Below are 24,912 nucleotides of genomic sequence, written 5' to 3' on the forward strand. Positions count from 1 at the left end.
TAACATTGGCTCTGTGTTTAAATTTTTCATTGAAAAATTTATTAATTGCAAATATTATTGTAATTATGATGGTAATAAAAATAACAATTGATCCAAAAGCAACAGCTCAAGCTTTTACGCCTTTTCTCATTGTATAAAGTTCTGTAGCAATTGTTTGGGTAGAACCACGAACTAAATTAGTGATAATAAAATCATCAAAACTCATTGCAAATGCAATAGCAGCTCCTGATAAAATTGCTGGCATCAAATAAGGTATAGTAATTTTAAAAAAAGTTTTAAGTTTGCTATAACCTAAATCTTCACTTGCTAAAATTAAATTAACATTCATTTTTTGCATTCTTGGATAAATAGCAACCAATGCATATGGTGTACAAAAAGATATATGAGAAACAATTATTGTAAATAATCCTAATGATTGATTAAAACTTAATCAAGTCAAAGTAAATAAAATAATTAAACTAAGTCCTGAAATTATTTCTGGTGTACTAATTGAAGCACTAGATAATGCAAGAGTTGTCTTTTTATAAATTTGTTTATTGTTTCATATTGCAAATACAGCTGCAACTGCAATAATAACAGAAATTGGTGTTGCAATAATGGCAATAATTAAAGAATTAACTAAACCTTCTACAAATTGACCATCTGACAACAAATGATCATATGCTGAACTACCAATTCCATTTGTTGGAACTCCAAAAACTAAATTAATGTTGCCACGAATAGTTGAATTATTAAAACTTATAATTATAACAATTAATAATGGCAAATAGATGCAAGCTAAAATTACTCAAACATAGGATTGTCTTAGTAAATAATAAAATTTATGATTTTGCATATTTTCATTTATCCTGGATATTTTTTATTTTTTCAAAAACAAAAGTAATTTAACTTTTGTTTAATTTTAGAACCAAAATTAATTGTTATACATCTTTGCAAAAATTTAATTAACTTAGGTAATCATTTTCAAAGAAAATAAACAAACAAAATTATCATTCCAATTATTAAACTTACAGTACTTGCTTGGGCAATTGCTACCTTACTTTCTAGTGTGTTGCTACCTAAGTCATATATATAGTCACCAATCATGGAACTATTGTTACTATTATTTAAAAATTGAGGAATAGCAACTGTGGTAAATGCTGGTAAAAAAACAAGTAAAACACCTGAAGTAATAGCAGATTTGCAATATGGAACAACTATTAAAAAAAAAGAAGAAAATAGATTTCGTCCAAGATCTTGACTAGCTAACAAATAATTTTTAGGCATGTTGCTCAAAATGGAATATAGAGGCAATATCATAAATGGCAAATAAACATAACAAATTCCAATAATTGTGTATCCATCACCATATGTACTATTAATAGTCAATGCCCCAACTGAAGAAGTAGCAATTAAATCAAATAAAGACTTAAGTCCAATTAATTTTACTAGCATACTACTTCAAATAGGTGCAGTAGCAAATAAAATAATTGATGATGTATAAATTTTATTTTTAAGATTAGAAAGAAAATAACAAAATGGAAAAGCCAAAACAGTACATATTACTGTTGAAACAAATGCAATTCAAAAAGATTTAAAAATTTTTTCTCAAACAAAGCCATCTATAGGACTAAAATTATCTAACGTAGATCCAGAAATACCATTTTCTAAAACTGGTCTAAAAGCAGCTACAATAACAATAATTAATGGAACTACAAATAAAAGCAACATAAATAAAAAAAAAGGTAATAATAATCAAATTTTTTTATTTGCTTTAAAAATATGAGTAAATTTACTAGATAAAATTCGTGGCACTGTTTATTTTTCCTTTTTTATCATATGCACATCAATACTATCAAATGTTAATCCAACTTTTTGATTAATATTTACAAAATCAATATTGTGAACTGTTATTGGAATTTCTTCATTAGATAACATTGAACCTGTCAATTCCCACAAAACACCTTTATATGTTGCATTTGTAATTTCAATATCAAAAATACCTTGGCCTTGGGGAACAACATCAAAATCTTCTGGCCTAATTAAAACATGAATGTTTTCATTAATTGCATAAGAACCATCATCGCCTTCATCAGTTTCAATTATTGTTCCATCTATTAATTGAATTTTATGATTTCCTAGAAAAACACCATCAAAAATATTTGCAGCACCAATGAATTTAGCTACTCAAATATTTTTTGGGGCATCATAAACATCACTAGGGGTTCCAATTTGCTCAATATCCCCCTCAGACATTACAACCACTTTATCTGAAAGCATTAATGCTTCTTCTTGTTCATGTGTTACTAAAATAAAGGTTAACTTAAATTCATTATGTAGGCGCTTTAATTCATTCTGTAAAATCTTACGTACTTTAGCATCAAGAGCAGATAAAGGTTCGTCCAATAATAAAATATCTGGTTCAATAACTAATGCCCTTGCAAGGGCAACTCGTTGTTGCATACCTCCAGATAATTCTGATGGATATTTATTTTCCTTTCCAGATAAACCAACTTTTTCGATAATTTTATTTGCTCGATCAGAAATTTCTTTTTTAGTTAATGGCCTAGTAAGCATATGTTTTTCATATGCTTCTTTTTTTGTTATTGGATATGTTTCTCAATATGAAATTCAATAATCAACATTGTTATACTCTTTTAACAATTTATCATAGCGTCTATCAATCACTTTTTTCTTATTAAAATTATTTTTTAAATCTAAAATTTGTTTTTCAATTTTATTTACTACAAATACATCTTCACTTTCAGTCATTTGATCTCTTAACTTAATAACTTCATCATAAAATTGTGTGTATCTCATTTCACGATTTTCACTAAATCAATCATTTTTAAAATATTGTTGTGATACTTTATCTAATTTATTTTTAAGATCTAAGCGTTTTTTCTCTAAAACTTTAATTTTAAGATTAGAAACTTTTATTGCATCTTGATAAACTTTGTTTGCTTCTTCATATCGATGGGCTGGAATAGAATCTAAGTTAGTTCTAAGAACTTTTAATCCATAACAAATATTTTTGTAAACAGTCATATTAGGAAACAATGCATAATCTTGAAAAACAGTTGCACATGGTCTTTTGTATGCTGGCATATCTTTAATATCAATTCCATTAATTTTTATTTGACCATATGTGGGTTGTTCAAAACCTGCTATCATTTTTAAGGTTGTAGTTTTCCCACATCCAGATGGACCTAACAAAGTAACAAATTCTCCACGATTAATTGTCAAATTAAAATTACGAACAGCTACAAATCCATCGTCAAAAATTTTATTGACATTTGAAAGTTCAATAAAGTTTTTTGTTTCCAATTTATATTTCTCCTTTATAGGAAATAAACAATAAAAATTGATAATAAATTATAAGCAAAAAAATAACAAAAAAATAAAATATTTTTTAGATAAATTTTTATTGTAAAAAATAATTTTTATTCATAAAAAATAAGCATATTTTAATTCCAAATTTTAATTACATTTAGAATAAAAAAAATAAGAAATTATTTGAATTAAAAAATAAATTTAGGAATTTTCTTACATGAAAAAAATAAATAAACTTAAAACAAAAAATTCAAAAATTAAATTTATACAAATTTTAAGTTTACTTGCAATAACAATATTAATATTAGTTGGATTAATAATAACAGGGGTTTACTTTATGACCAGGTAATTATTTAAAAATGGATGTGCAATAAAATTGCCACATATTATATTTTATTCAACAGTTACTGATTTAGCTAAATTTCTAGGTTTATCAATATCACATTTTTTGTTAACAGCAATATAATAAGCTAATAATTGAAGTATAGTAGCTGTTAATATTGGAGATAAGTTTTCATTAATATTAGGGAGTAAAATAAGCTTATCTGTCTTAATTTTAGAATTTTTATTTTTTTTAGTATCTAGTAGTAAAACTTTTGCTCCTCGAGCAATAACCTCATTAACATTAGATATTGTTTTTTCATAAATGTTAGTTTGTGTAGCAACTGCAACAACAAGAGTGTTTTTTTCAACTAACGAAATACTTCCATGCTTTAATTCTCCTGCTGGATATGCTTCTGAATGAATATATGAAATTTCTTTTAATTTCAAAGAACCTTCAACACAAATAGCATAATCCAAACCCCTACCAATAAAAAAAGCATTTTTATGCTTAAAATAATTTTGAGCTATTTTAGAAATTTCTTTTTTATTTTTAAGAATTTGGTTAATATAATTTGGTAAATAAATAAAATCAGTTATAAATTGTTTTATAAAAGAAGAACTTATATTTTTCTTTAAATTAGCTAAATAAACAGCAAACAATGATAATAAACCAACTTGAGCAATATAAGCCTTAGTTGTTGCTACAGCAATTTCAGGTCCAGCATGAATATATAAAACAAAATCAGCTTCACGTGCAATTGTTGATGATACCACATTTACAATTGCAATAGTGTATATTCCTTTAGACTTCATTTCTCTTAAAGCAGCAATTGTATCTGCTGTTTCGCCTGATTGACTAATCAGAATGCATATTTCATTATCAGTCAAAATATGATTTTGATATCTAAACTCACTAGAAACATAAGTGTTAGTTTTAATTTTAGCTAATTTTTCTAAAAGATGTTGAGCTATCATTCCAGAATATAAAGCAGAACCACAAGCAATAATAGAGATGTTTTCGACTAATTTAAGTTTTTTTACTAAAGAACTAGGTAAATCAAAGTTAATTTGATTATTCAATACATAATTATTAATTATTTGCTTAATTGTTTTTGGTTCTTCACAAATTTCTTTCAGCATGTAATGGTCAAAACCATTTTTTTGTACTTTTTCAATATTTCAAGTTATTTTGTGAATTTTTTTCTTAACAAGTTTATTGTTTGAATTGTAAACATCCACTTTGGATGCTTCAATAATAGCTATTTCGTTATCATCTAAAACAATATACTCTTTTGAATGATCTAAAAAAACACTTACATCAGAAGCTACCATATTAAATGAATTATTACCTAATCCAATCATTAAAGGACTATCTCTTCTAGTAGCAATAATTCGTTCTGGATGATTTTGTTCAACTATGGCTAATGCAAATGTTCCTTTAATTTTTTTTAAAACTTCTCTAATAACTTGGTGAATTTTCCAATTGGGGTTAGATTTTGAAATAAAATCAATTAAATGCGCAATACTTTCTGTATCTGTTTCTGATTTAAATTTGTATTTTTTTCTTTTTAAGAATGTTGTAATTTCTGCATAATTTTCAATTATTCCATTGTGAACAATGGCAAACTTATCATAATTTAAACCACCTAAATGAGGGTGAGAGTTTAAATCATTTGGTCCGCCGTGAGTTGCTCATCTTGTATGACCTATTCCACAAAAAGATGATAAATTTTTAAATTCTTTAATTTTGTTTTCTAAATCAGAAATTCGTCCTTTAGACTTAATTACTTTAAATATATTATCAGTAAAAATAGCTACACCCGCTGAATCATATCCTCTATATTCTAGTCTTTTTAAACCATTAAGTATGCTTGGCAAAACATCCTTTTTATTGTTAATAAAACCTACTATTCCACACATTTTTTTCACCTAAAATTAAGTTTATTTTACATTACTTTTATTTGATGAAGATACTTGAACTTCAAGTTCTAAAATAATATCTCTTAATTCTGCATCTCTTTCACATTGTTGCTTTTTAGCTGCATCCCACATTTCTTTTCGAAAATTGTCAATCATTTTTTTCTATAGATTTTTAAGCTTTATTTTTCCTAGAAACAAAATTATAAAGGTTGGGTGTGCTTTCTTTATTTATTAAATCATCGTATACTAATTTAACAAAAATTTTAAATCTAATTTAATGTTTTTTATTAAAGTTATTTGGATATTTCTTCTTCTATTAGTTTCATCAAATGACTATTGGTATTTTTTCAGTAATTATATCTGCATACTTAATTATGTACACTTTTATATTTAATACTTTTATACTAAGTAAAAATTTAAGTTTTATATCTATAAAAAGTTTCATTAATTCTAATTAATAATACAACATTTAATATGTTAATGATAACCAAAAACATAAAAAATATTAATTTCATTAATTTAAAAACTAATATTTCATATAGTAACTATTATGCTCTTTATGTTACAAATGTAAACTGCAAAATTTTAACTAAACATAAAACATATAGTCTAAATAGCAAATAAGACTTCATTAATAAGATAAAATTATTAATTAATATTTATCTTTTATACATTTGTTGCACAAATAAATAACATTATTTTGATCAACATCCACTAAAACTGAATGCATTTCATCAACCTTAAAAATAAGATTACATTTTTTGCATACCACATTGTCATATTTTTTTGTATTAATTACTTGGTTATGAGTCATAGGCAAAGAGTTATTAGAAGCATCATAATTTTTTTTTAATTCTTCAACAATTTTTGATCTATTGTTTTTTAGATAAGAATTAATCATAATAGCACCTATAAATCCTACAATACCAAATATAATTCCAAAAAAAATTAAAATAAAAAAAATACTTTGTTTTTCTTTAAAAATAAATTTACTAAGTTCTGAATAGAGTGAAGTTGTTAATACTATTGATATAACAAAAATTACAGTACCCAGAATACCTCATAATGATAAAAAAGTGAGTCAAACATAGAGTAAATCATTATTGTAATAATATCTACCAGTATGATAATCATATGAAGGAGTAGTAAAATAACTAACGAGTGTTGAAAGTCAAATCAAAAAGAAAACAAACATAAATACATTAATAGCAATAATTGCATTTGCCATTGATCAAAATCACTTTAATTTTTGATTTATAATAATGACATTATTTTCTTTTTTGTCTAGAAAGTTTTGCACAATAAATTACCTCTCTTACACTATAAAAATAAAATGTTTACAAATTAATTTACATTATCATTTTTTGGCATTTTAGGTTTAAGACAAAAAGAAGTTATTCATCCTGGAAGAAAAAAAACAAATGCTAAAACTCCTGTTGCAATTGCAACACCTGTATTTTCAAATTTATTATTGTTGACAAGCAATAAAATACCAATAACTAATGGATAAATACCTAATGTTAATAAAGCAATAATTGGACAAAGAGAAATGCAAGCATGTCTTTTTAATTTTTGACCATCCATAAAAAAACTCTATAAATAAAATAAACCTTAAACATTATAAAAAAAAAAAAAAAAAGTAATTTTTATAAATTCTTTTAATACAACTAATATTTACACAAACATTATATTTATTTTTTAGAGTTGTTTATTTCGGCTTCAAGTTCTAAAATAATATCTCTTAATTCTGCAGCTCTTTCATATTGTTGCTTTTTAGCTGCATCCAACATTTCTTTTCGAAAATTATCAATCATTTTTTGAATATTTTTTTGACCTTTAGTTTTTTTAGAAACAAAATTATAAAGATCTCGTGCACTTTCTTTATTACCTAAATCACCATATATTGGTTTAATAATGGTTTTAGGAATGATTTTATTTTCTTTGTTAAAAGATAATTGAATGTTTCTTCTTCTGTTGGTTTCATCAATAGCAATCTGCATTGATTCAGTTATGGTATCAGCATACATAATAACTTTACCATGAATATTTCTTGCAGCGCGTCCAATTAATTGAATTAATGATTTGTCACTTCTAAAAAATCCTGGTTTATCAGCATCAAAAATACAAACCAATGAAACTTCAGGAACGTCTAATCCTTCACGCAATAAATTGATTCCAACAATACAATCATATTTCCCACGCCGTAAATCATTAATTATTAATGAACGTTCTAAAGTCTTTAACTCGTTATGTAAATATGCAACTTTAATATTGCGTTCTTTTAGATACTCTGTTAAATCTTCAGCCATTTTAATGGTCATAACAGTTACAAAAGTTTTTTCTTTTTTTGCAATTTGTCTATGCAATTCTTCAATTAAATTATCAATTTGATATTTAGAAGAACGAATTTCAATTTCAGGATCGACCAACCCAGTTGGTCGAACAATTTGCTCAATAACATGTCCATTAGAATAATCAATTTCTCAATTATTAGGTGTTGCACTAACAAAAATAACATTAGATAAACGCTTTTGAAATTCTTCAAAATTTAAGGGTCGATTGTCGATTGCTGATGGTAATCTAAAACCATAATCAACTAAACTAGTTTTACGCGATCTATCTGTATTAAACATTCCTCGAATTTGTGGCACTGACATATGTGACTCATCAATGATCATTAATCAATCATTACCAAAATAGTCAAACAAAGTGTAAGGTGTTTCATTTTCTTTGCGCAATTCTAAATGTCTTGAATAATTTTCAATTCCATTACAAAAACCAAATTCTTGTAAACATTCTAAATCATAGTTAGTTCTTTGCTCAAGTCGTTGTGCTTCTAATAATTTATTTTGACTTTTAAAGAAAGTTAATCTTTCCTTTAATTCATTTTTTATTAAATTTAAAGACTCATTCATTCGATCACGATTCATTAAATATTCATCAGCTGGTGCAATTACATATGCATGTAAACGTTCAATTACATTAGCAGTTAATGGATCCACTTTTGTAATCTCTTCTAATTCATTTCCAAAAAATGATAAACGAATATAAAATTCATTTGTATATCCAGGTGCAATTTCTAAAATATCACCATTAATTCTAAAGTTTCCAGGAGATAAATCAATTCGATTAAATTTATAATTCAAATTTGCTAATTTATATTTAAGTTCATGAATTTTATATTTATTTTTGATTTTAACAATTAAGCGAAAATTTTCAAAATCTTCTGGAGGTGCACTTGGATATATGCATGCAACTGAAGCAACAACAATAACATCTTTTCTTGATGTTAATGAATTAAGTGTAGCTAACCTCAGCATTTCAATTTCTTTATTAGTTATTGATGATTTTTCAATATATGTATCTGTTCTTGCAACATAAGCTTCTGGTTGATAAAAGTCAAAATATGAAACAAAATATTCAACTGCATTGTTGGGAAAAAGTTCTTTAAATTCTGAATATAATTGTGCAGCTAGTGTTTTATTATGGGCCAAAACCAAAGTTGGTTTATTAAAAGATTCTATCACATTAGCAACAGTAAAAGTTTTGCCTGTTCCTGTTGCTCCTAACAAAACTTGATTTTTAACCTTAGATTTTAAATTATGTATTAAAGACTTTATAGCCTTTGGTTGGTCTCCTGAGGGTTTATAATTACTTACAAGTTTAAAATTAGACTTATTATTCATATAAAACTATTTAGTTTCTACAACGGCATTAGTTAAATCCACCTTGTATCCTCCTGTTTTTTTAATAACTAAATGATTTAAAAAAGGAAACCCAATAAATCAAACTAAAAATACCCAAAAAATAATTGCATCATCATAATTCATTCATTGCAAACTACCATTATTTTTGTTAAAAAATAAACCAGAAGAGGATGGTAAATTAGCATTAGCAGCAATTGCATAAATATATTGATAAAAAAAGAAATAAGAAAAAATGACTGCAATACCCAAAATTGCTATTGGGGCCACAACTTCAAAACCAAAAACTTTTTTACATTGCTTTTTAGTATATCTATCAATCATACCAAGCAAAATTATACTTGCATAAATTGCCATAAAAAATAAGGTTGGTAAATTTGTAATTGAATCAACAATTGCATCATTATTTATTATTGTGGCAACAATACCAACAATTAAATGAATACTACCAGCAGATAAAAGTATTAATAATAATGTACCTAAATTATTTTTAGTTTGATTCATATAACTAAGTTTTCTTCAGCCCATAATTTGTCCAGAATCAATAATTGATTGTGCTCCTCTAATTATTGAAAAAGACATGCCATTTACAACACCAATTGCACTAATTGTTATAAAAATATTAATGATAATATCTAATGAAATTCGTATTTGGTCAGCATTTACAGCTACATCAGGAACAATAGTTTTTAAAATACTACTAGCGTCTCCAAAACCAGTAAAAGCAGCTCCCAAAGCTATTAAAATATAAATTACTGCAGCTGTTAAAACTGAAATAACCATGATAAGGGGAACAGTTTTTTCAGGATTTTTTAAATTTGTAGACATATTACCAATATTTGTAAATGAGTCAAACGCAAATAAAATACTAGGTAAGGCAATAAACATTCCTTCTACATTAAATGTTTGTGTTGTTGGTATATGAAATTTAGTTAAATCAGGACCATATAAATCTTTAATTGGTGAAGTCAATAAATCATTTGAAGTTTTATTTAAAATATTAGATTCATTTAGATTAGCTAAACCAACTATCAAAACTAATCCAATAGGAATAATTTTTAAAATCATTGAACTATTTTGTAATCAAGTTGATCCTTTTGTCGAAAAGAAATTAATCAAAATCAATGATCCAAGAATAATGAAGCCACCTAAAAAAATATAACCAAAGTGAACACCATTAGAACTAGTGCCATTAATACTTAAATCAATTGCTTTATAAAGACCTTCTACTGCTAAAAATGGTAATACACCAACAAAAATAGCATAATAATACATTGGGTGTTGAACTCTTACAAAACGACCATACTTTTTATTAGATAATTGTTCTGCCCAACCTGCTAATCCAGCTGAAGATTTTCTACTTGTAGATATTTCTGCAAAAGAAAGTGCAGCAGCAAAAATAATAATTGCAGATAATCCTCATGAAACAATCATGCTTCAAAATGAAAAGGTATTAGTGTTAGCATCTATTTGTGCATTTAAAACAGATGTATTTTTAAGAAAAATACCAATCCCAATAATTGTTCCCAAAGCCATTGCTAAAGAACTAAAAAACCCAATTTTTCTAGCATTTTCCTGTTTCATGAGCAACCCATTCTTATAAATATTTAGATTTTCTAACTAGATAATAAAAAGTTGATTTGCTAAAATAATTTGGCAAATCAACTTAAATCTCTCTCTAATAAATACATGAAATACTTAAGTATTTCTATTCATTACATCTAAAAAATTTACACCAATTTATGTGCTCATTATACCATAAAATATTAAGATTTAAATTGTTTTTGCTGATTGTCTTTATTACCATGTCTAATATTTAATACTTTATTTAAAAAGGAATTTAATCTAATACTTCAATTTATAACTTAGTTTTGATAATCAATAATAGTATTTTTCTTTCTAGATATTGCCTCAAAAATTATAAGCATTTTTACTGTTGGAATGACTATATCCATTTGTTTTGTATTTTAAAACATATTATCTAAGCAAATATAATTTTGTTAACCAAAATTTAATATAAAAATTAAAATATAAATTGTTTTAAGACAATTTTAAGTTGTTAGATTCAGCAGATTTTTTAATTAAATTTAAAAGTTTAATTCCATGTATTAAAGATTCTTCATATTTAGAATCTTTGTATAATTTTTCTAAATACAAAAGATTATTTTCAATATTTGTATTCTCATGACGATATTTATTTAAAAACATCATCAACAATTCATTCATTTTTTTGATTGATAGTTGCTCAACAACAAGTTTTAATACCTTTATAAACAATTCATTGCAATGTGCTGTAAAATTTTCAAAATCATTAGAAATAGAACGATAATCTTTATCAGCTAAAATTGTTTTTTTATAAATTTGTGATTTATACATTTCAAATTCATCAATTAAAGGATTAGGTAATAGCAAATTATTGTCAATCATATACTTACTTATTTGAAAATACTTTAAATTTAAACTATTGATTTTATGAACAATGTTTTTATAAGAAGATATTTCATAATTTATTTCACTTATTAAACTATCAATTTCTTCTTTAAGTTTTTCAATTAAATCAATAAAGTTAGTCATTTTTTCTAATAATTTACTGTAATTATCTTTATGATCATTAAAATAAAATTTTTGTAAATTAATAATAGACTTGCGTGTTAAATTAAAAGTTTTTTGAATTGAATTAATTTTATTCATTACAGTTGGATGGTCAGCAAAAATTTGATTTAATTCATTAATTGCTACTATCAAATTGCTTCCTTTCTCTTCTAAACTTCCCATTCCTTTGACAAAATTATTTATTCCAATATTAATAATATTTTTTGCTTCGTGTTCGCTAACTAAAGTAGATCTTAATGGTTGTAAAACCTTTAAAAGACTATTTATCATTTCCTCAGCTTCTTTAAATTGAAGAATATGCAAATCACGATCAACTTTTGCAATTCCTTCTTTTGTATCTATTATTGTTCGATACATTTCATTCAATTTATTCAAATTAGATAAATTACCTTCTTTTTCTGCTTCATTGTACATAAAATTGATTTCACGAATTAAAAATTTTAAATAATCATTTTTACGTTCTAAAACATATAAACGATTTACATAGGATAAAAGTGTATAAATAGAATATCTTAATTTTTCCATTGCTTTTATATACTTTGTATTTTGAAAAGTCATGCAAGCAAAATTAGCATCTTCAAAATTTTTAGAAATATTTGAAATAAATTCTTTGAAAACAGGACTATCATATTTGGTAAGAATATGATTAGTCAAAAAAGCTAACAATTCATCTGCTAGCAAGCGGTATTTAACCATAATTTTAGAAGTTTCATTTTGATAGCCAGAAGCATTTTTTGTTAATTTTTTAAAATCTTGAATTCATAGATCTAACTTTTGAAATTCTTCATCAATATTTAAAAACATTTTGTCTATTTTAGAAAAATTGAAATGGTATTTTAAATCTGATAACATGTCAATAGCTTTTCAAATTTCTGCTAATTGAGCTTGGTAGCGTTCATCATAGTTATTCATGTATTCAATAACTAATTTTAATTTGATTCCCTCTTTGTCAAGCAATTCACCTTTTGCCAATAATTCTAAAGGTTTAATTAAACTAGAAAAAGAGATAATTGCATATTCTTTATATTTTTTTTGATACTCATAAGTTTTGTTAATTCGTTTTCTTACTTGAATATACATAGTTAAATAAATAATATAACTAATTGACAATATAAAGAAAAAAATAAGAATAATGAGATAAGCAATATTAGACATAACATTCGCTTTGTAATTAAATATTAGTTTTAATTTTTTTAATTAATGAATTGATATCTAATTCATAAAATTTAGCAATATCTTCAGGAGTACCAGATTTACCATATTCAGTTAAACCATAAACAGTATCCACAAATTCATATCACATATAAGGACTTCCAAATTCTATTGCTATTGATTTGCAACCATTAGATAAAATTTTATTTTTAAATTCTAAAATATTATTTCTTAGCAATTCCATTGATGTAACTGAAATCACATTTATATTAATGCCTTCTACACTCAATTCTTTAGCAATATCTAAACAAAGCCCTACTTCACTTCCAGTAGAAATTAAATTAATTTTGGCATTTTTTTGTTTAAATACAAAATAGAAACCTGCTTCAAAATCAGTTAAGGATGGTGCAATTGATTGAGTAAATTCAGATCTTGATGTAACTATATTTACTGGTTTTTTTTCTGATTTAAGAGCATATTTTAATGCTTCAAATAATTCTCCTGTATTTGCAGGTCTAAATGTAATTGTATTTGGCATAGATCTAAGCATAGTTAATTGTTCAATTGGTTGATGTGTTGGCCCATCCTCTCCAACTGTAATAGAATCATGACTAAAAACATTAATGGAAGGGACTTGATTAATAGCAGCTAAACGAATAGCTGGTTTACAATAATCAGAAAAACTCATAAAAGTGGAAGTAATGGCTTTAAGACCACCATGCATAGTTATTCCCAAAGCTAGTGCAGCGCCTAAAAATTCACGCACACCTATATCGATATTTTTTTGATCATACTTATTGCTCTCAAATTTACCAGAACTAATATCTTTAACTTTTGTAGATCCAGATAAATCATTATTTAAAACTAAAATATTATGCACATCCTTAGTAAATAAATTAAAAACTTTAGAAAAAATATTTCTTGTTGCTTCTTTATCTTTTTGGTCATTTAAGTGAAATTTTGAAATACTTATTTTATTAGATATAGAATCTATTAGTTTTTTATATAAATCTGGTTTTTTATTTTTTAAGATTTCTAATTTTTTGTTATATTTTGTGAAATGGTTGTTGCCTCTTTTAAGCAAAGGTTTAAATTCTTTTTTAGTTTGTTCTAAAATTGTAAACATATCATTACAAGGATATTTTAAAAATTTTCTAACATTTTCTACCTGATTTAAAGAAAGTGGGGTTCCATGAGCTTTAAATGACTTTGCATTTTCTGAACCATAACCAATGGTTGTTTTTACTTCAATTAAAGTAGGTCTATTACTTTTTTTGGCTTTAGTTATAGCTAAATCAATTGATCTTCAATCATTACCATCTTTAACCAAAATATAATTTCAATTATTTGCTTTAAATTCATCTGAAAATTTTGTAATTGTAGAATCACTTACTTTTCCATCTAATTGGATATCGTTTGAATCATAAATTCAAATCAATTTATTTAGTTTGTATTTGCCTGCTATTGCAATTGCTTCATGAGTTATTCCTTCTTCAAGACACCCATCACCTAGCAAACAGTAAGTATAATGATCAATAACTTTATCATATGTTTGATTTAAATGCGCTTCTGCTAATGCAAATCCCACACTTGCTGCTGCCCCTTGACCTAAAGGACCTGTGCCAATATCAACTCCATCTAAAATATGAGCTTCGGGATGGCCTGAAGTCTTGGAATTCAATTGTCGAAAATTTTTTATGTCCTCAATAGTTATTGATGGATAACCAGCTACAAGCATTGTTGAGTATAATAAGGCACTTCCATGTCCAGCACTTAAAACAAAACGATCTCGATTAAAATAATGTAAATCTTTTAAATAAACATTCAAATGATTCTTAAACAATGCATACATTATAGGTGCTGCACCTAAAACTATTCCTGGGTGACCGGATTTTGCTTTAGCAACCATTTCAATACCTAGCATTCTTATGTTATTGATTGCTAGTTGTGGATTATTTTTTAACATATCATTATTCCTATTATTAAGTATTAAAAATCATGTTCATTTTTTAAGTTAATGCTATCTTTATATTTTTCTTTAATTTTTGGGGGTATATTTTTGGAATTTAAAAAATAAAAAAAACTAATTAAAGCAAAAGCAAGTGTTGCAATTAAACAAATTATTGAACAAAAAGATAACAACAATCTAACATTTCCATTCTTTACAAATGGATAAATGTACATATACAATTCTTGTCCCTCTGTACCACCATTTAAAATTTGACTACCATCTTTTGGATCAATAAAAACTAATCCTGGTTGATTTAAAAATTGTCCATTAACATCAACAGTATAAGAATAGCCACTAAAACCAAAAATTGAAAAAATTATTGTTCCAATTAAAAACACTCCAAAAAGACTTATTGAAATGTAAAAATTTTTTAAACTTTGTTTTTGTTTTAAATTTAATGTTTTTTTATTTTTTGTTTGATTCATACATTTGCTCTTCTATTTGAGATATTTTTTTAATTCTTCTTAAGTGACGTCCTTTTTCAAATTTGGTATTTAAAAAAATATCAATTATTTGGATCATAGTTTTTATGTCTGTAATTCTAGCACCTAAGCATAGAACATTTGCATTATTATGTTTTATCGCTAATTCTGCAATTTTGGGATCATAAACTAAAGCTCCTCTAACGCCTTTAACTTTATTAACAGCTATTGAAATTCCAATTCCTGTGCCGCAAATGGCAATTCCAATAGAACCTTTATGCTTCACTACATTGGAACCAACGGCATAACCAAAATCTGGATAATCATCATTATCTTTAGAATTTAAAGCAATTGTATCTTTAACAAAATAATCATTATTTTTTAAATACTTTATTATTTCATTTTTAACATTTACACCAGTATGATCTGCACCAATATATATAATCTTTTTTTTAGATTGTTTTTTGTAGGTTTTCATCATATTTGATTCCATTTTCTTTTAGAAAATTTACTAATTCATTATACATATTTCCTTTACGTATGATTTTACCACTATCAACATTAAATATTGTAGAAGGTATACTAGAATTTGACTTACCATTAACAATAACTAAATCTATTTCATTTCTAACAAAGTGTTTAATTGAAAAAGCTTCTAATGTATTTTCTAATGGTTTCATAGATGAAATATTTGCACTTGAAGAATATAAAAAATTTACTTGCTTCAAAATTTGTAACAAAATTGGATGATTTGGGATTCTATAAGCAATCTTATTCACAATTAAAGTAATTTGTCCTGGTCAAAAATGGTTAGCTAACTGATAAAATAATTTATTTTTAGTTTTAACTTGATAAGGGTCACTAATAAATCTTATTAATTTTTTGTGTTTAGGTCTTTTTTTCAAAAAATAAATAAGTTTTGGATCAATCGAAACAATCCCTATTTGTGTATCTGTTTCAATTAAAATGGCACGACCACTTTTTAATTCATAAACAATTTCATCAATTTCATTAGGTTCATAAACTTGCATAATATTTTATTTTTTAGTTAATAAAAAACCTCTGTCTACTTTATTATTGTCTTTAAAAAAAGAAATATTGTAAAAAAAAGAAATTTTTTCTAATAATTTACTAATACTTTCTTGTTGGTTAAAACCAAATTCAAAACAACAAATGGTTGGCCTTCAATTGTTTTTTAAAATATAGTTCACAAAATCTATATAAAATTTTAGACCATTTTTTTGAGTAAATAATGCTTTCTTAGGTTCATATTTTTTTACACTAAATTCAACATTATTATCATTTAATGATATATAAGGCGGATTACAAATAAGATAATCGATGTATTTGTTAATTTTATTTAAGCAATTTAAAAAATTACTTTTTAAAAAAATTACATTTTTGGAATTTAATTTTTTTTTATTTATTTTAGCTACTCTTAATGATGAGTTACTAATATCTGTGGCATAAATACAATTACTAGGAAATACTTTTGACAAACTTAATGCAATACAACCACTACCAGTACATAGATCCAAAATATTTTTATTAGTGTAATTAGTTTTTTTTACTGCACTAATAAATTTATCTACAATAATTTCAGTATCATTTCTTGGAATTAAAACATGTTTATTAACAAAAAAATTATGTCCATAAAATAATGCATTTTTAGTAATATAACTCAAAGGATATTGTTTGTTGAAATGCAGTTGATAATATTTATTAAATAAATTAAATGAAAAATCAATATCTGTGTTTCTATAAAAAATTAGATCAGAACTTTTTTTTACTTTTTTAGATAAATAAAAAATAATTAAATTAAAACTATTTTTATCTAGATAATTAAACTTATTTTGTAATTCTAAAAAAGTCATTATAAAGCAAATTCTCGCATCTTTTGAGCTTGTTCATTTGCTCTAAGTGCTTCAATAATAGAATCTAAATGTCCTAACATAAAATCACTTAAGTTATTAAGTGTAAATCCAATTCTATGATCAGTAACTCGATTTTGTGGATAATTATAAGTGCGAATTTTTTCTGCTCTATCGCCACTACCAACTTGAGATCTTCTTAATGAGGATAAACTTTCATTTTTTTCACTTTCAGCTTTTTCTCATAATTTTGTTCGCAACATTTTCATTGCAGTTTCTCGATTAGAAATTTGCGATTTGCCTTCTTGGCATGAAACAACTATCCCTGAAGGAATATGTGTAATACGAACAGCAGATTCAGTACGATTGACATGTTGACCACCGGCTCCTGATGCACGATAAGTATCAACACGTAACTCACTAGGATTAATTTGAATTTCTACTTCATCTTGTTGTGGTAATACTGCAACAGTTATAGTAGAAGTATGAACACGACCTTTAGCCTCTGTGGCAGGAACCCGCTGCACTCGATGAACACCTGATTCAAATTTCATTTTAGCATAAACATCTTCGCCATTAATTTCAAAAACAATAAAACCATAGCCAACACTAGTAGTTTGAGATTCTAAAATTTTAATTTCTCATTTTTGATAATCACAATATGCTTTGTACATGTCAAATATGTTGCCAACAAAAATGGAAGCCTCATCACCACCTGCTGCTGGTCTAATTTCAACAATAACTGATTTATCATCATTAGGATCTATAGGAAGCAATAAAATCTTAAGTTCATTTTCTAAATCTGGAATTTTACTTTTGGATTCATCTAAATCTTTTTGAGCTATAACATAAAAATCTTTTAAAGTTGAATCATTAAATATTTTCTCAGCTTCTAAACCTTGATTTATTAATTTTTCATAAAATTCAAACTTTGACAATAACAAACGTTTATGCTTTAATTCACGATTAATTTCTTGAGCACGTTTAATATTGTTGCCTGAAATATTTTCTAATTCATTTTCAAGTTTAATTGCATTTGCTTGAATATTTTTTAAAGCTGCAAAAAGTTGCTTATTATATTCCATTTAGATGACCAACGATAAAAATTAAGTATATAGGAAAAATAGTATAAAATACTATTTTGCCAAAAATTTATAACTTAAAGATCTTCCAAACTTTTAGCTTTTTTAGAATTAGATTTTAATGTTGTTTTTTCTTTAATTGTTTTAGATGAAGATGGTTTTGAGATAACTTGTTTACCAGTTGCAAATTTAGATGATAATTTTTCAGCACGACCCTTAATGGTTTGTTGTGATGTACTTCCAATGTAAAAAGGGTGGCATTTGCTACAAATATCAATAGTAACTTCAGTAGCTGACAATGTTGAAGTAATATCAAATTTAGAATTGCAAGAAGCACATGTAAAAATTGTTTTTGTACTTTCTAGATGAATACCTTTTTTCATAAATAACCCTTTATTGAAAGTATAAAGAACCTTTACTTAAAGCAAAAATTCATTCATAAAAATATAATTTAATTAACTAGTACATTATATAGCAATAAAGACAAAAATGAATATGTGTTTTGTTTATTGTAAGACCTTTTAAATTTATTTGAAAGCATTTAGTGCAATTTTAATAACAAAATCAAAAATATTTAAATTTAGTTAAAATTGCAAATTTACTTTTTGCAATACATATTATTTTCTAGCAAATAATTTAACTTATAAGTAAGAATTTTATTGTAAGTGTTTCATTTGTGTTGGTGCTGAAATCCCCAAAATCTTTAAAACAAATTTAATAGTAACTGCTACTGATTTAGCTAAATAATATTTTTCTTTTTTTTCAGACAAGTCTACTATGTCTTTAATTTTACATTCGTTATATCAAGCATGAAACACCTTAGCTAATTCATGTAAATATGTTGTCAATCTATGAGGCTCATAATTATTAGCAACTAAATGAATAATAGATTCCAATGATAACAACATATTAATTATGGTTCTTTCATTATTAGAAGTTAATGTTGTAAAAGACTTAGGAATGCTTTTATCTTTTAATTTTACTTTTTTAAGCAATTGAGAAATTCTAGCATGAGCATATTGAACATAAAATACTGGATTTGTATTATCTGTTTTAGAAACTTTTGCTAAATCAATAACAATTTTAGTTTTAGGTGCTTGTGCAAGAATATATCATCTTGAAGTGTCCACTGACATCATTTCTAGCATATCAGGAATTGTTATTGCATTACCAGACCGTTTAGATAATTTAACCTCTTGGCCATTATTAACTATCTTAACCATTTCAATTAAAACAACCTCTAAAACTTCTGGTTTAATATTAATCATGGGCATAATTGATTTCATTTTTTTTACATGTCCTTCATGATCAGAACCTCAAACATGTAAAAACAAATCAAAACCATTTAATTTTTTGTTGTATTGATTACCAATATCAGTTAGCATATATGTTCTGCTACCATCTTTTTTGATAATTACTCGATCTTTATCATCAATTTTAAATAATGTTGTTTTTAATCATGTTGCACCATCTTTTGTATAAACGTATTTTTTTAAAGAACCATTCAATAATTTTTCCAAAATGCCTGAATGGTAAATTTTGTATTCACTAGTTCAAAGTTTAATAGAAACACCAATCATTTTAAGATGTGCTTTTATTTGATCTAACATACAACCAATTGCAAAAGAGTTAACAATCTGTTTAACCTTTTTATCTTCAATCATTAAGTCATTGTATTTTGCATTAACAAATTTCTTACCAAATTTTTCGCTCATTTTTTGAGCTATTTCATATGGATCTTTTCCTTTGTAGCCATCTTTAGGAAAATCATTTTTTATGCCTTGTAATTCTAAATAGCGACATAAACATGACAATTCAAACAAATCTACTTGAGATCCCATATCATTAATCCAATAATCACTAATAACTTTATGCCCCAAAATTTTTAAAACATTAAATAATGTTTGACTAACATAAGCATTTCTGACATGACCTAAGTGTAATGAACCAGTTGGGTTTGCTGAAACAAACTCAAAATTAATTTTTTTTCTCTTATTTTTTGGAAGCATTTTTAATTTAAATGTTCCTGTTAAAAAATTTTTTAAAATATTTTGGTAAAAATTAGGATTAATAAAGAAATTAATAAATCCAGGTTTTGCTATTTCAATTTTAGAAAAATATTTATTGCTATTTTTTTTTATTTCTTTTGCAATTGCATCAGCAATTTGGATCGGATTTTTATTTATCCTTTTAGCAATAATCATTGCAACATTAGTGGCAAAATCTCCAAATTCAATTTTTTTTATATGTTCAATTGAATATTGATTTATATTTTTATAATTTAATTTTTTTAATGCATTATCAATAAATTTTTTAATAAAAAGATAATTCATAAAAATAAACTCACAATAATGTAATTAAGGTATATCATATGTACTTAATTATAGTATTTGATAAATAAAAATTAATCTATGAATAACAAAATTTTATATATTGAAAAATTAAACTAATTTTTTTATTAAACTTAATGATTCTCAAGGCGATTCATCTCTACCAAAATGTCCATAAACTGAATATGGTAAATACTTTATTTTTTTCATTGCAAATAAATCTACAATTTCACTTAAGGAATAATTAAAAAACTGAGCAATTTTTTTATTAATTTCATTCATAGGTTTTGTGTTTGTGTTAAAACAGTCAATAGATAAATCAATAGGTTTAGATTTTCCAATTGCTCAAGATAATTTAACTTCACACTCACTTGCTCAATTTAAAGCTACAATATGTTTTGCTATTCAACGAGCATAATATGATCCGGTACGATCAACTTTTGTATAATCCTTGCCGCTAAATGCTCCTCCACCATGATGTGCATATGAACCATAAGTGTCTACCATTAATTTTCTGCCAGTTAAACCTGTATCTCCAATAGGCCCACCTACTATAAAAGTTCCTGATTGGTTAATTAAACAAATTGATTTATCTATATCATTTAATTTATTAATAAATTTATATTTCCATAAAACTGGTGCAATAACACATTTAATTATCTTATCACGCAAATAATCTAATTTAACTTTTGAATCATGTTGAATTGCTAAAATAACTTGTTTTATATCTACTTTATCATCAGAATATTCTAATGTTATTTGACTTTTCATATCATGCTTAATTCAATCATTATTTAATTGAAATTTATTGACTTCTATTAGTAAATCATTAGCTAATAAAGTCCCAAGTGGCATAAATGATTTGGACTCATTTGTTGCATATCCAATTGTTATTCCTTGATCGCCAGCTCCAAGTTTTCCGTTTTTTTGGTTAACTAATTTGGCAATTTCTATAGATTGCGCATTAATATTTGAAATAATTGTAAAATCATTTTCAGTATATCCTAGTGGCTTAACAACTTCTCAAGCAGACTTGACAACATCTACATATTTGTTAGTTGTAATTTCGCCTCCTATTAAAATTAAACGATTGCTAGCTAAAACTTCGCAAGCAACCCTACTATTAGGTGACTGTTCTAAAATATGGTCCAAAACTGCATCAGCAATTTGATCACAGATTTTATCTGGATGTCCTTTACCTACTGACTCGCTTGTAAATTTTCCTTGTCTATTAGTTTTAAGTTTTAGCATATCAATCTCTTTAAATATAAAGTAATTATATTAAAATTCTATTTGATAAATTATCTTTTTAAATTGGTTCAGTTTATATAAATTTTAATATCCTTTAATAAGTAGTTTCTTAAAGAAAAATATTTACACTTAAATAACTTATAAAAAGTAATAATTCATACAATATAGACATTTTCTTAAATTTAAATCTTTAGAACTTTTTATTTTTTAATCCAAATTTATAAAATTTATCCTAAATATATTGTGTTTTTAAAAAACACTAGTTTTTAAATTAACAAATCCTCATAAATAAAATTTTTTATTTGCCTTGACTAAAATTTTAATCTAGGTATTTTAAAAATAATTTAAAAACCACGATTAAAACATTTTTAAAATTGACAAAAAAAATTGATCAAAACTAGATATTTATACAAAATATGTTCCCATTATTTTGAAAATTTAAATTTTAATGAATAAAAAATAATAAGTGAAATTAGATTGTTGATTTTTTATATTTAGTTATAAAATAATCTTGGCAATTTAACCAAATTGTTAAATTAACTTTTAGCATACAAACTAAGGTTAACATTTTATTTAGTAAGTTTTAGACTTAAAATTAAGGAGTTTATTAATGCCAGTAAATTTGAAAGGTAGAAGTTTAGATACAGCTCTAAATTTCACAACAGAAGAAATTAAGTATTTAGTTGATCTATCAATATCTTTGAAAAAATCTAAATATCAAGGTTTACATAAAAATAATCGACCATTAGTTGGTAAAAATATTGTGATTTTATTTCAAAAAGATTCAACAAGAACAATGTGTTCATTTGAAGTTGCTGCAGCAGATTTAGGTGCTTCTTGTACTTACATTGGTTCAGCGGGTTCTAATTTTGGTAAAAAGGAATCTGTAGAAGATACAGCGAAAGTTTTAGGTCGTTTTTATGATGGTATAGAATTCCGTTGTTTTAGACAAGCAGATGTAGATACATTTGTTAAATATGCTGGAGTTCCAATTTGAAATGGATTAAGTGAAAAAGAACATCCAACTCAAATGATTGCTGATTTAATGACTATGCAAGAACAATTAGGTGATTTAAAAGGCAAAAAAATTGTTTTCGCTGGAGACATTAAAAATAACGTTGCAATGACTTGTGTAATTGGTGCAGCCTTTTATGGTATGCATGTTGTTCTTGCTGGTCCAGAAAGCTATAAGAGTCAAATTGATTCTGAAATTATTCAAAAAACTCAAAAATTGTTTCAATTAAATGGTGGTTCATTAACTTTTGAAACTGACAAAATTAAAGCTGCTAAAGATGCTGATGTTATCTACACTGATGTTTGAGTATCTTTAGGTGAGGACTTTAGTTTATTTGCAACTCGTATTCAAGAATTAAAAGCATACCAAGTTGATATGAATATGATTAAAGCTGCTAAACCAGGGGTTATTTTCTTACATTGTCTTCCTGCTTTCCATGATGATCAAACTGAATTTTCAATGAAAATTAAAAATCAATTTGGTTCTCAACACCCTGAAGTTGCAACAGGTGCAATGGAAGTAACTAATGAAGTCTTCCAATCCAAATTTAATAAATGCTTTGATCAAGCTGAAAATAGAATGCACTCAATTAAAGCCATCATTTTAGCTACAATAGGTTATTAGTTCTATGGCCGGAAAAAGAATTGTAATTGCATTGGGTGGTAATGCTCTAGGGAATACACCAGAAGAACAATTTAAATTAGTTCAATTTCCTGCAAAAATTATTGCTAAATTAGCTAAAGAAAAATATCAAATTATTTTAGGGCACGGTAATGGTCCACAAGTTGGAATGATTTACAATGCTTTTGCTGATGCAAATAATTTTAACCAAAAAAATCCTTCTGTACCTTTCCCTGAAGCTGGTGGTATGAGCCAAGGATATATTGGTTATCATTTAACAACAGCTTTAACAAATGCATATTTAGAAAACAAAATAAAAAGTGAAGTTGTATACTTTTTAACAGAAACTATTGTTGATGATAAAGATCCTGCTTTTAAAAAACCAACAAAACCAGTTGGACCATTTTATAAAACTTTAGCTGAAGCTAAAAAACAAAATCCTGGTAGTGAAATTATAGAAGATTCTGGCAGAGGGTATCGTAAGGTTGTTCCAAGTCCAGCTCCAGTTAATTTTTTAGGGATAAATACAATCAAAAAAATAGTTGATAATGGCTCTACTGTTATTGTTGGTGGTGGTGGTGGTATACCTGTTATCAACAAAAACAAAAAATATGTTGGCGTAGACGGTGTGATTGATAAAGATTTTGCTCTAGCTAAAATTGCTGATTTGGTAAATGCAGATATTTTTGTTGTCTTAACAGCAGTAAATTATGTAGCAATTAATTTTAATAAACCAAATCAAAAATCATTAAAACATGTAACTGTTAAAGAATTACAAAAACATCTTAAAGATGGACAATTTGCTGCTGGAAGCATGAAACCAAAAGTTGAAGCAGCAATTAAATTTGTTGAAAAAAATAAAAAACGTGTTGCATACATTGGTGATTTAAAAGATTTATCTAAGATTTTAGCTGGTAAAATTGGAACTAAAGTAACTGCATAACTTGGTGTTTACATATTTTGCTTGATTATTTTTAGTGATATTAGTTTATAATTCTAAATGTCTTGAAAATTAATAGGTATTAAAGGTTCATTTTTATGGCAAGAAAAGATGAATTAACAAATAAAGGACCACTAGGTGGAAATAGTAGGTCCCATGCACTAAATATTACTAAACGTCGTTGAAATTTAAATTTACAAAACGTTAAAATAAAAACAGAAGATGGTAAAATTGCTAAGGTAAAAGTTAGTGCTAGAACTATTAGAACTTTAAAAAAACAAAACCGTTTAGCTTAATGTAATAAAAAAATGAAATACAGTAATGTGCTCACAAGGGTGCCTTAC

21 protein-coding genes and 1 pseudogene are annotated in these 24,912 nt (G+C 25.6%); 3 read left to right on the forward strand and 19 right to left on the reverse strand.

The features are described 5' to 3' along the window. Nucleotides 1–16: 16 nt before the first annotated feature. The 19 genes and pseudogenes from T383_RS0101475 to metK all read right to left on the reverse strand — a co-directional run. Nucleotides 17–835, reverse strand: a pseudogene (locus tag T383_RS0101475) (ABC transporter permease); the annotation flags it as partial. An 8-nt stretch (nucleotides 836–843) separates the two neighbouring features. After that, a complete protein-coding gene (locus T383_RS0101480) occupies nucleotides 844–1,794 on the reverse strand; it encodes an ABC transporter permease (RefSeq protein ID WP_052663975.1) in 951 nt (316 codons plus the stop codon). 3 nt (nucleotides 1,795–1,797) lie between these two features. Continuing rightward, nucleotides 1,798–3,306: an ABC transporter ATP-binding protein gene (locus T383_RS0101485; RefSeq protein ID WP_033159913.1), complete on the reverse strand. Its 1,509-nt coding sequence runs from the start codon at nucleotides 3,304–3,306 to the stop codon at nucleotides 1,798–1,800. A gap of 399 nt (nucleotides 3,307–3,705) precedes the next feature. Then, the gene (glmS, locus tag T383_RS0101490) at nucleotides 3,706–5,556 is read right to left on the reverse strand and encodes a glutamine--fructose-6-phosphate transaminase (isomerizing) (protein WP_033159914.1); all 1,851 of its coding nucleotides are present in this window, start codon (nucleotides 5,554–5,556) and stop codon (nucleotides 3,706–3,708) included. A 21-nt stretch (nucleotides 5,557–5,577) separates the two neighbouring features. Continuing rightward, nucleotides 5,578–5,712, reverse strand: coding sequence for a hypothetical protein (locus T383_RS03985; RefSeq protein WP_265736602.1), 135 nt, complete (start codon nucleotides 5,710–5,712; stop codon nucleotides 5,578–5,580). A gap of 496 nt (nucleotides 5,713–6,208) precedes the next feature. Beyond that, entirely contained in the window at nucleotides 6,209–6,856 is a 648-nt protein-coding gene (locus T383_RS0101495) for a hypothetical protein (protein WP_033159915.1), read from the reverse strand. 44 nt (nucleotides 6,857–6,900) lie between these two features. Further along, on the reverse strand, nucleotides 6,901–7,140 hold the full coding sequence (locus tag T383_RS0101500; RefSeq protein WP_033159916.1) for a hypothetical protein: 240 nt from the start codon (nucleotides 7,138–7,140) through the stop codon (nucleotides 6,901–6,903). A gap of 107 nt (nucleotides 7,141–7,247) precedes the next feature. Further along, on the reverse strand, nucleotides 7,248–9,242 hold the full coding sequence (uvrB, locus tag T383_RS0101505; RefSeq protein ID WP_033159917.1) for an excinuclease ABC subunit UvrB: 1,995 nt from the start codon (nucleotides 9,240–9,242) through the stop codon (nucleotides 7,248–7,250). A gap of 6 nt (nucleotides 9,243–9,248) precedes the next feature. Next, the gene (locus T383_RS0101510) at nucleotides 9,249–10,844 is read right to left on the reverse strand and encodes an APC family permease (RefSeq protein WP_033159918.1); all 1,596 of its coding nucleotides are present in this window, start codon (nucleotides 10,842–10,844) and stop codon (nucleotides 9,249–9,251) included. 456 nt (nucleotides 10,845–11,300) lie between these two features. Continuing rightward, the gene (locus tag T383_RS0101515; RefSeq protein WP_033159919.1) at nucleotides 11,301–13,028 is read right to left on the reverse strand and encodes a septation ring formation regulator EzrA; all 1,728 of its coding nucleotides are present in this window, start codon (nucleotides 13,026–13,028) and stop codon (nucleotides 11,301–11,303) included. Nucleotides 13,029–13,044: 16 nt separating this feature from the next. Next, complete coding sequence (locus tag T383_RS0101520) at nucleotides 13,045–14,991, reverse strand: transketolase-like TK C-terminal-containing protein (RefSeq protein ID WP_033159920.1); 1,947 nt, start codon at nucleotides 14,989–14,991, stop codon at nucleotides 13,045–13,047. Between the two features lie 23 nt (nucleotides 14,992–15,014). After that, nucleotides 15,015–15,461 (reverse strand): hypothetical protein, encoded by a 447-nt coding sequence (locus tag T383_RS0101525; RefSeq protein WP_033159921.1) that lies wholly within the window; start codon nucleotides 15,459–15,461, stop codon nucleotides 15,015–15,017. Beyond that, nucleotides 15,442–15,936, reverse strand: coding sequence for a ribose 5-phosphate isomerase B (gene rpiB, locus T383_RS0101530; RefSeq protein ID WP_052663978.1), 495 nt, complete (start codon nucleotides 15,934–15,936; stop codon nucleotides 15,442–15,444). Before rpiB ends, T383_RS0101525 begins: the two co-directional genes overlap by 20 nt. After that, complete coding sequence (locus T383_RS0101535) at nucleotides 15,911–16,489, reverse strand: L-threonylcarbamoyladenylate synthase (RefSeq protein WP_052663980.1); 579 nt, start codon at nucleotides 16,487–16,489, stop codon at nucleotides 15,911–15,913. The genes rpiB and T383_RS0101535 overlap by 26 nt, the downstream gene beginning before the upstream one ends. Nucleotides 16,490–16,495: 6 nt before the next feature. Continuing rightward, nucleotides 16,496–17,332, reverse strand: a complete 837-nt coding sequence (gene prmC / locus T383_RS0101540) for a peptide chain release factor N(5)-glutamine methyltransferase (protein WP_052663982.1) — start codon at nucleotides 17,330–17,332, stop codon at nucleotides 16,496–16,498. Then, nucleotides 17,332–18,414: a peptide chain release factor 1 gene (gene prfA / locus T383_RS0101545; RefSeq protein ID WP_033159922.1), complete on the reverse strand. Its 1,083-nt coding sequence runs from the start codon at nucleotides 18,412–18,414 to the stop codon at nucleotides 17,332–17,334. Before prfA ends, prmC begins: the two co-directional genes overlap by 1 nt. A 74-nt stretch (nucleotides 18,415–18,488) precedes the next feature. After that, a complete protein-coding gene (gene rpmE, locus T383_RS0101550) occupies nucleotides 18,489–18,794 on the reverse strand; it encodes a 50S ribosomal protein L31 (protein WP_033159923.1) in 306 nt (101 codons plus the stop codon). Between the two features lie 273 nt (nucleotides 18,795–19,067). Further along, nucleotides 19,068–20,744 carry an arginine--tRNA ligase gene (argS, locus tag T383_RS0101555; protein WP_033159924.1) on the reverse strand — a complete coding sequence of 559 codons (1,677 nt, stop codon included), beginning with the start codon at nucleotides 20,742–20,744 and terminating at the stop codon, nucleotides 19,068–19,070. A gap of 108 nt (nucleotides 20,745–20,852) precedes the next feature. Then, nucleotides 20,853–21,992: a methionine adenosyltransferase gene (gene metK, locus T383_RS0101560; protein ID WP_033159925.1), complete on the reverse strand. Its 1,140-nt coding sequence runs from the start codon at nucleotides 21,990–21,992 to the stop codon at nucleotides 20,853–20,855. Between the two features lie 610 nt (nucleotides 21,993–22,602). Here metK and argF point away from each other — a divergent pair. The 3 genes from argF to rpmB all read left to right on the forward strand — a co-directional run bounded on the left by argF (nucleotide 22,603) and on the right by rpmB (nucleotide 24,864). Continuing rightward, the gene (argF, locus tag T383_RS0101565) at nucleotides 22,603–23,631 is read left to right on the forward strand and encodes an ornithine carbamoyltransferase (protein ID WP_033159926.1); all 1,029 of its coding nucleotides are present in this window, start codon (nucleotides 22,603–22,605) and stop codon (nucleotides 23,629–23,631) included. A 4-nt stretch (nucleotides 23,632–23,635) separates the two neighbouring features. Next, a complete protein-coding gene (gene arcC / locus T383_RS0101570; protein WP_033159927.1) occupies nucleotides 23,636–24,571 on the forward strand; it encodes a carbamate kinase in 936 nt (311 codons plus the stop codon). Between the two features lie 95 nt (nucleotides 24,572–24,666). Further along, entirely contained in the window at nucleotides 24,667–24,864 is a 198-nt protein-coding gene (rpmB, locus tag T383_RS0101575; protein ID WP_033159928.1) for a 50S ribosomal protein L28, read from the forward strand. Nucleotides 24,865–24,912: the final 48 nt, after the last annotated feature.

It is taken from the genome of Mycoplasmoides alvi ATCC 29626 (genome assembly GCF_000701785.1).
Lineage (GTDB): Bacteria > Bacillota_I > Bacilli_A > Mycoplasmatales > Mycoplasmoidaceae > Mycoplasmoides > Mycoplasmoides alvi.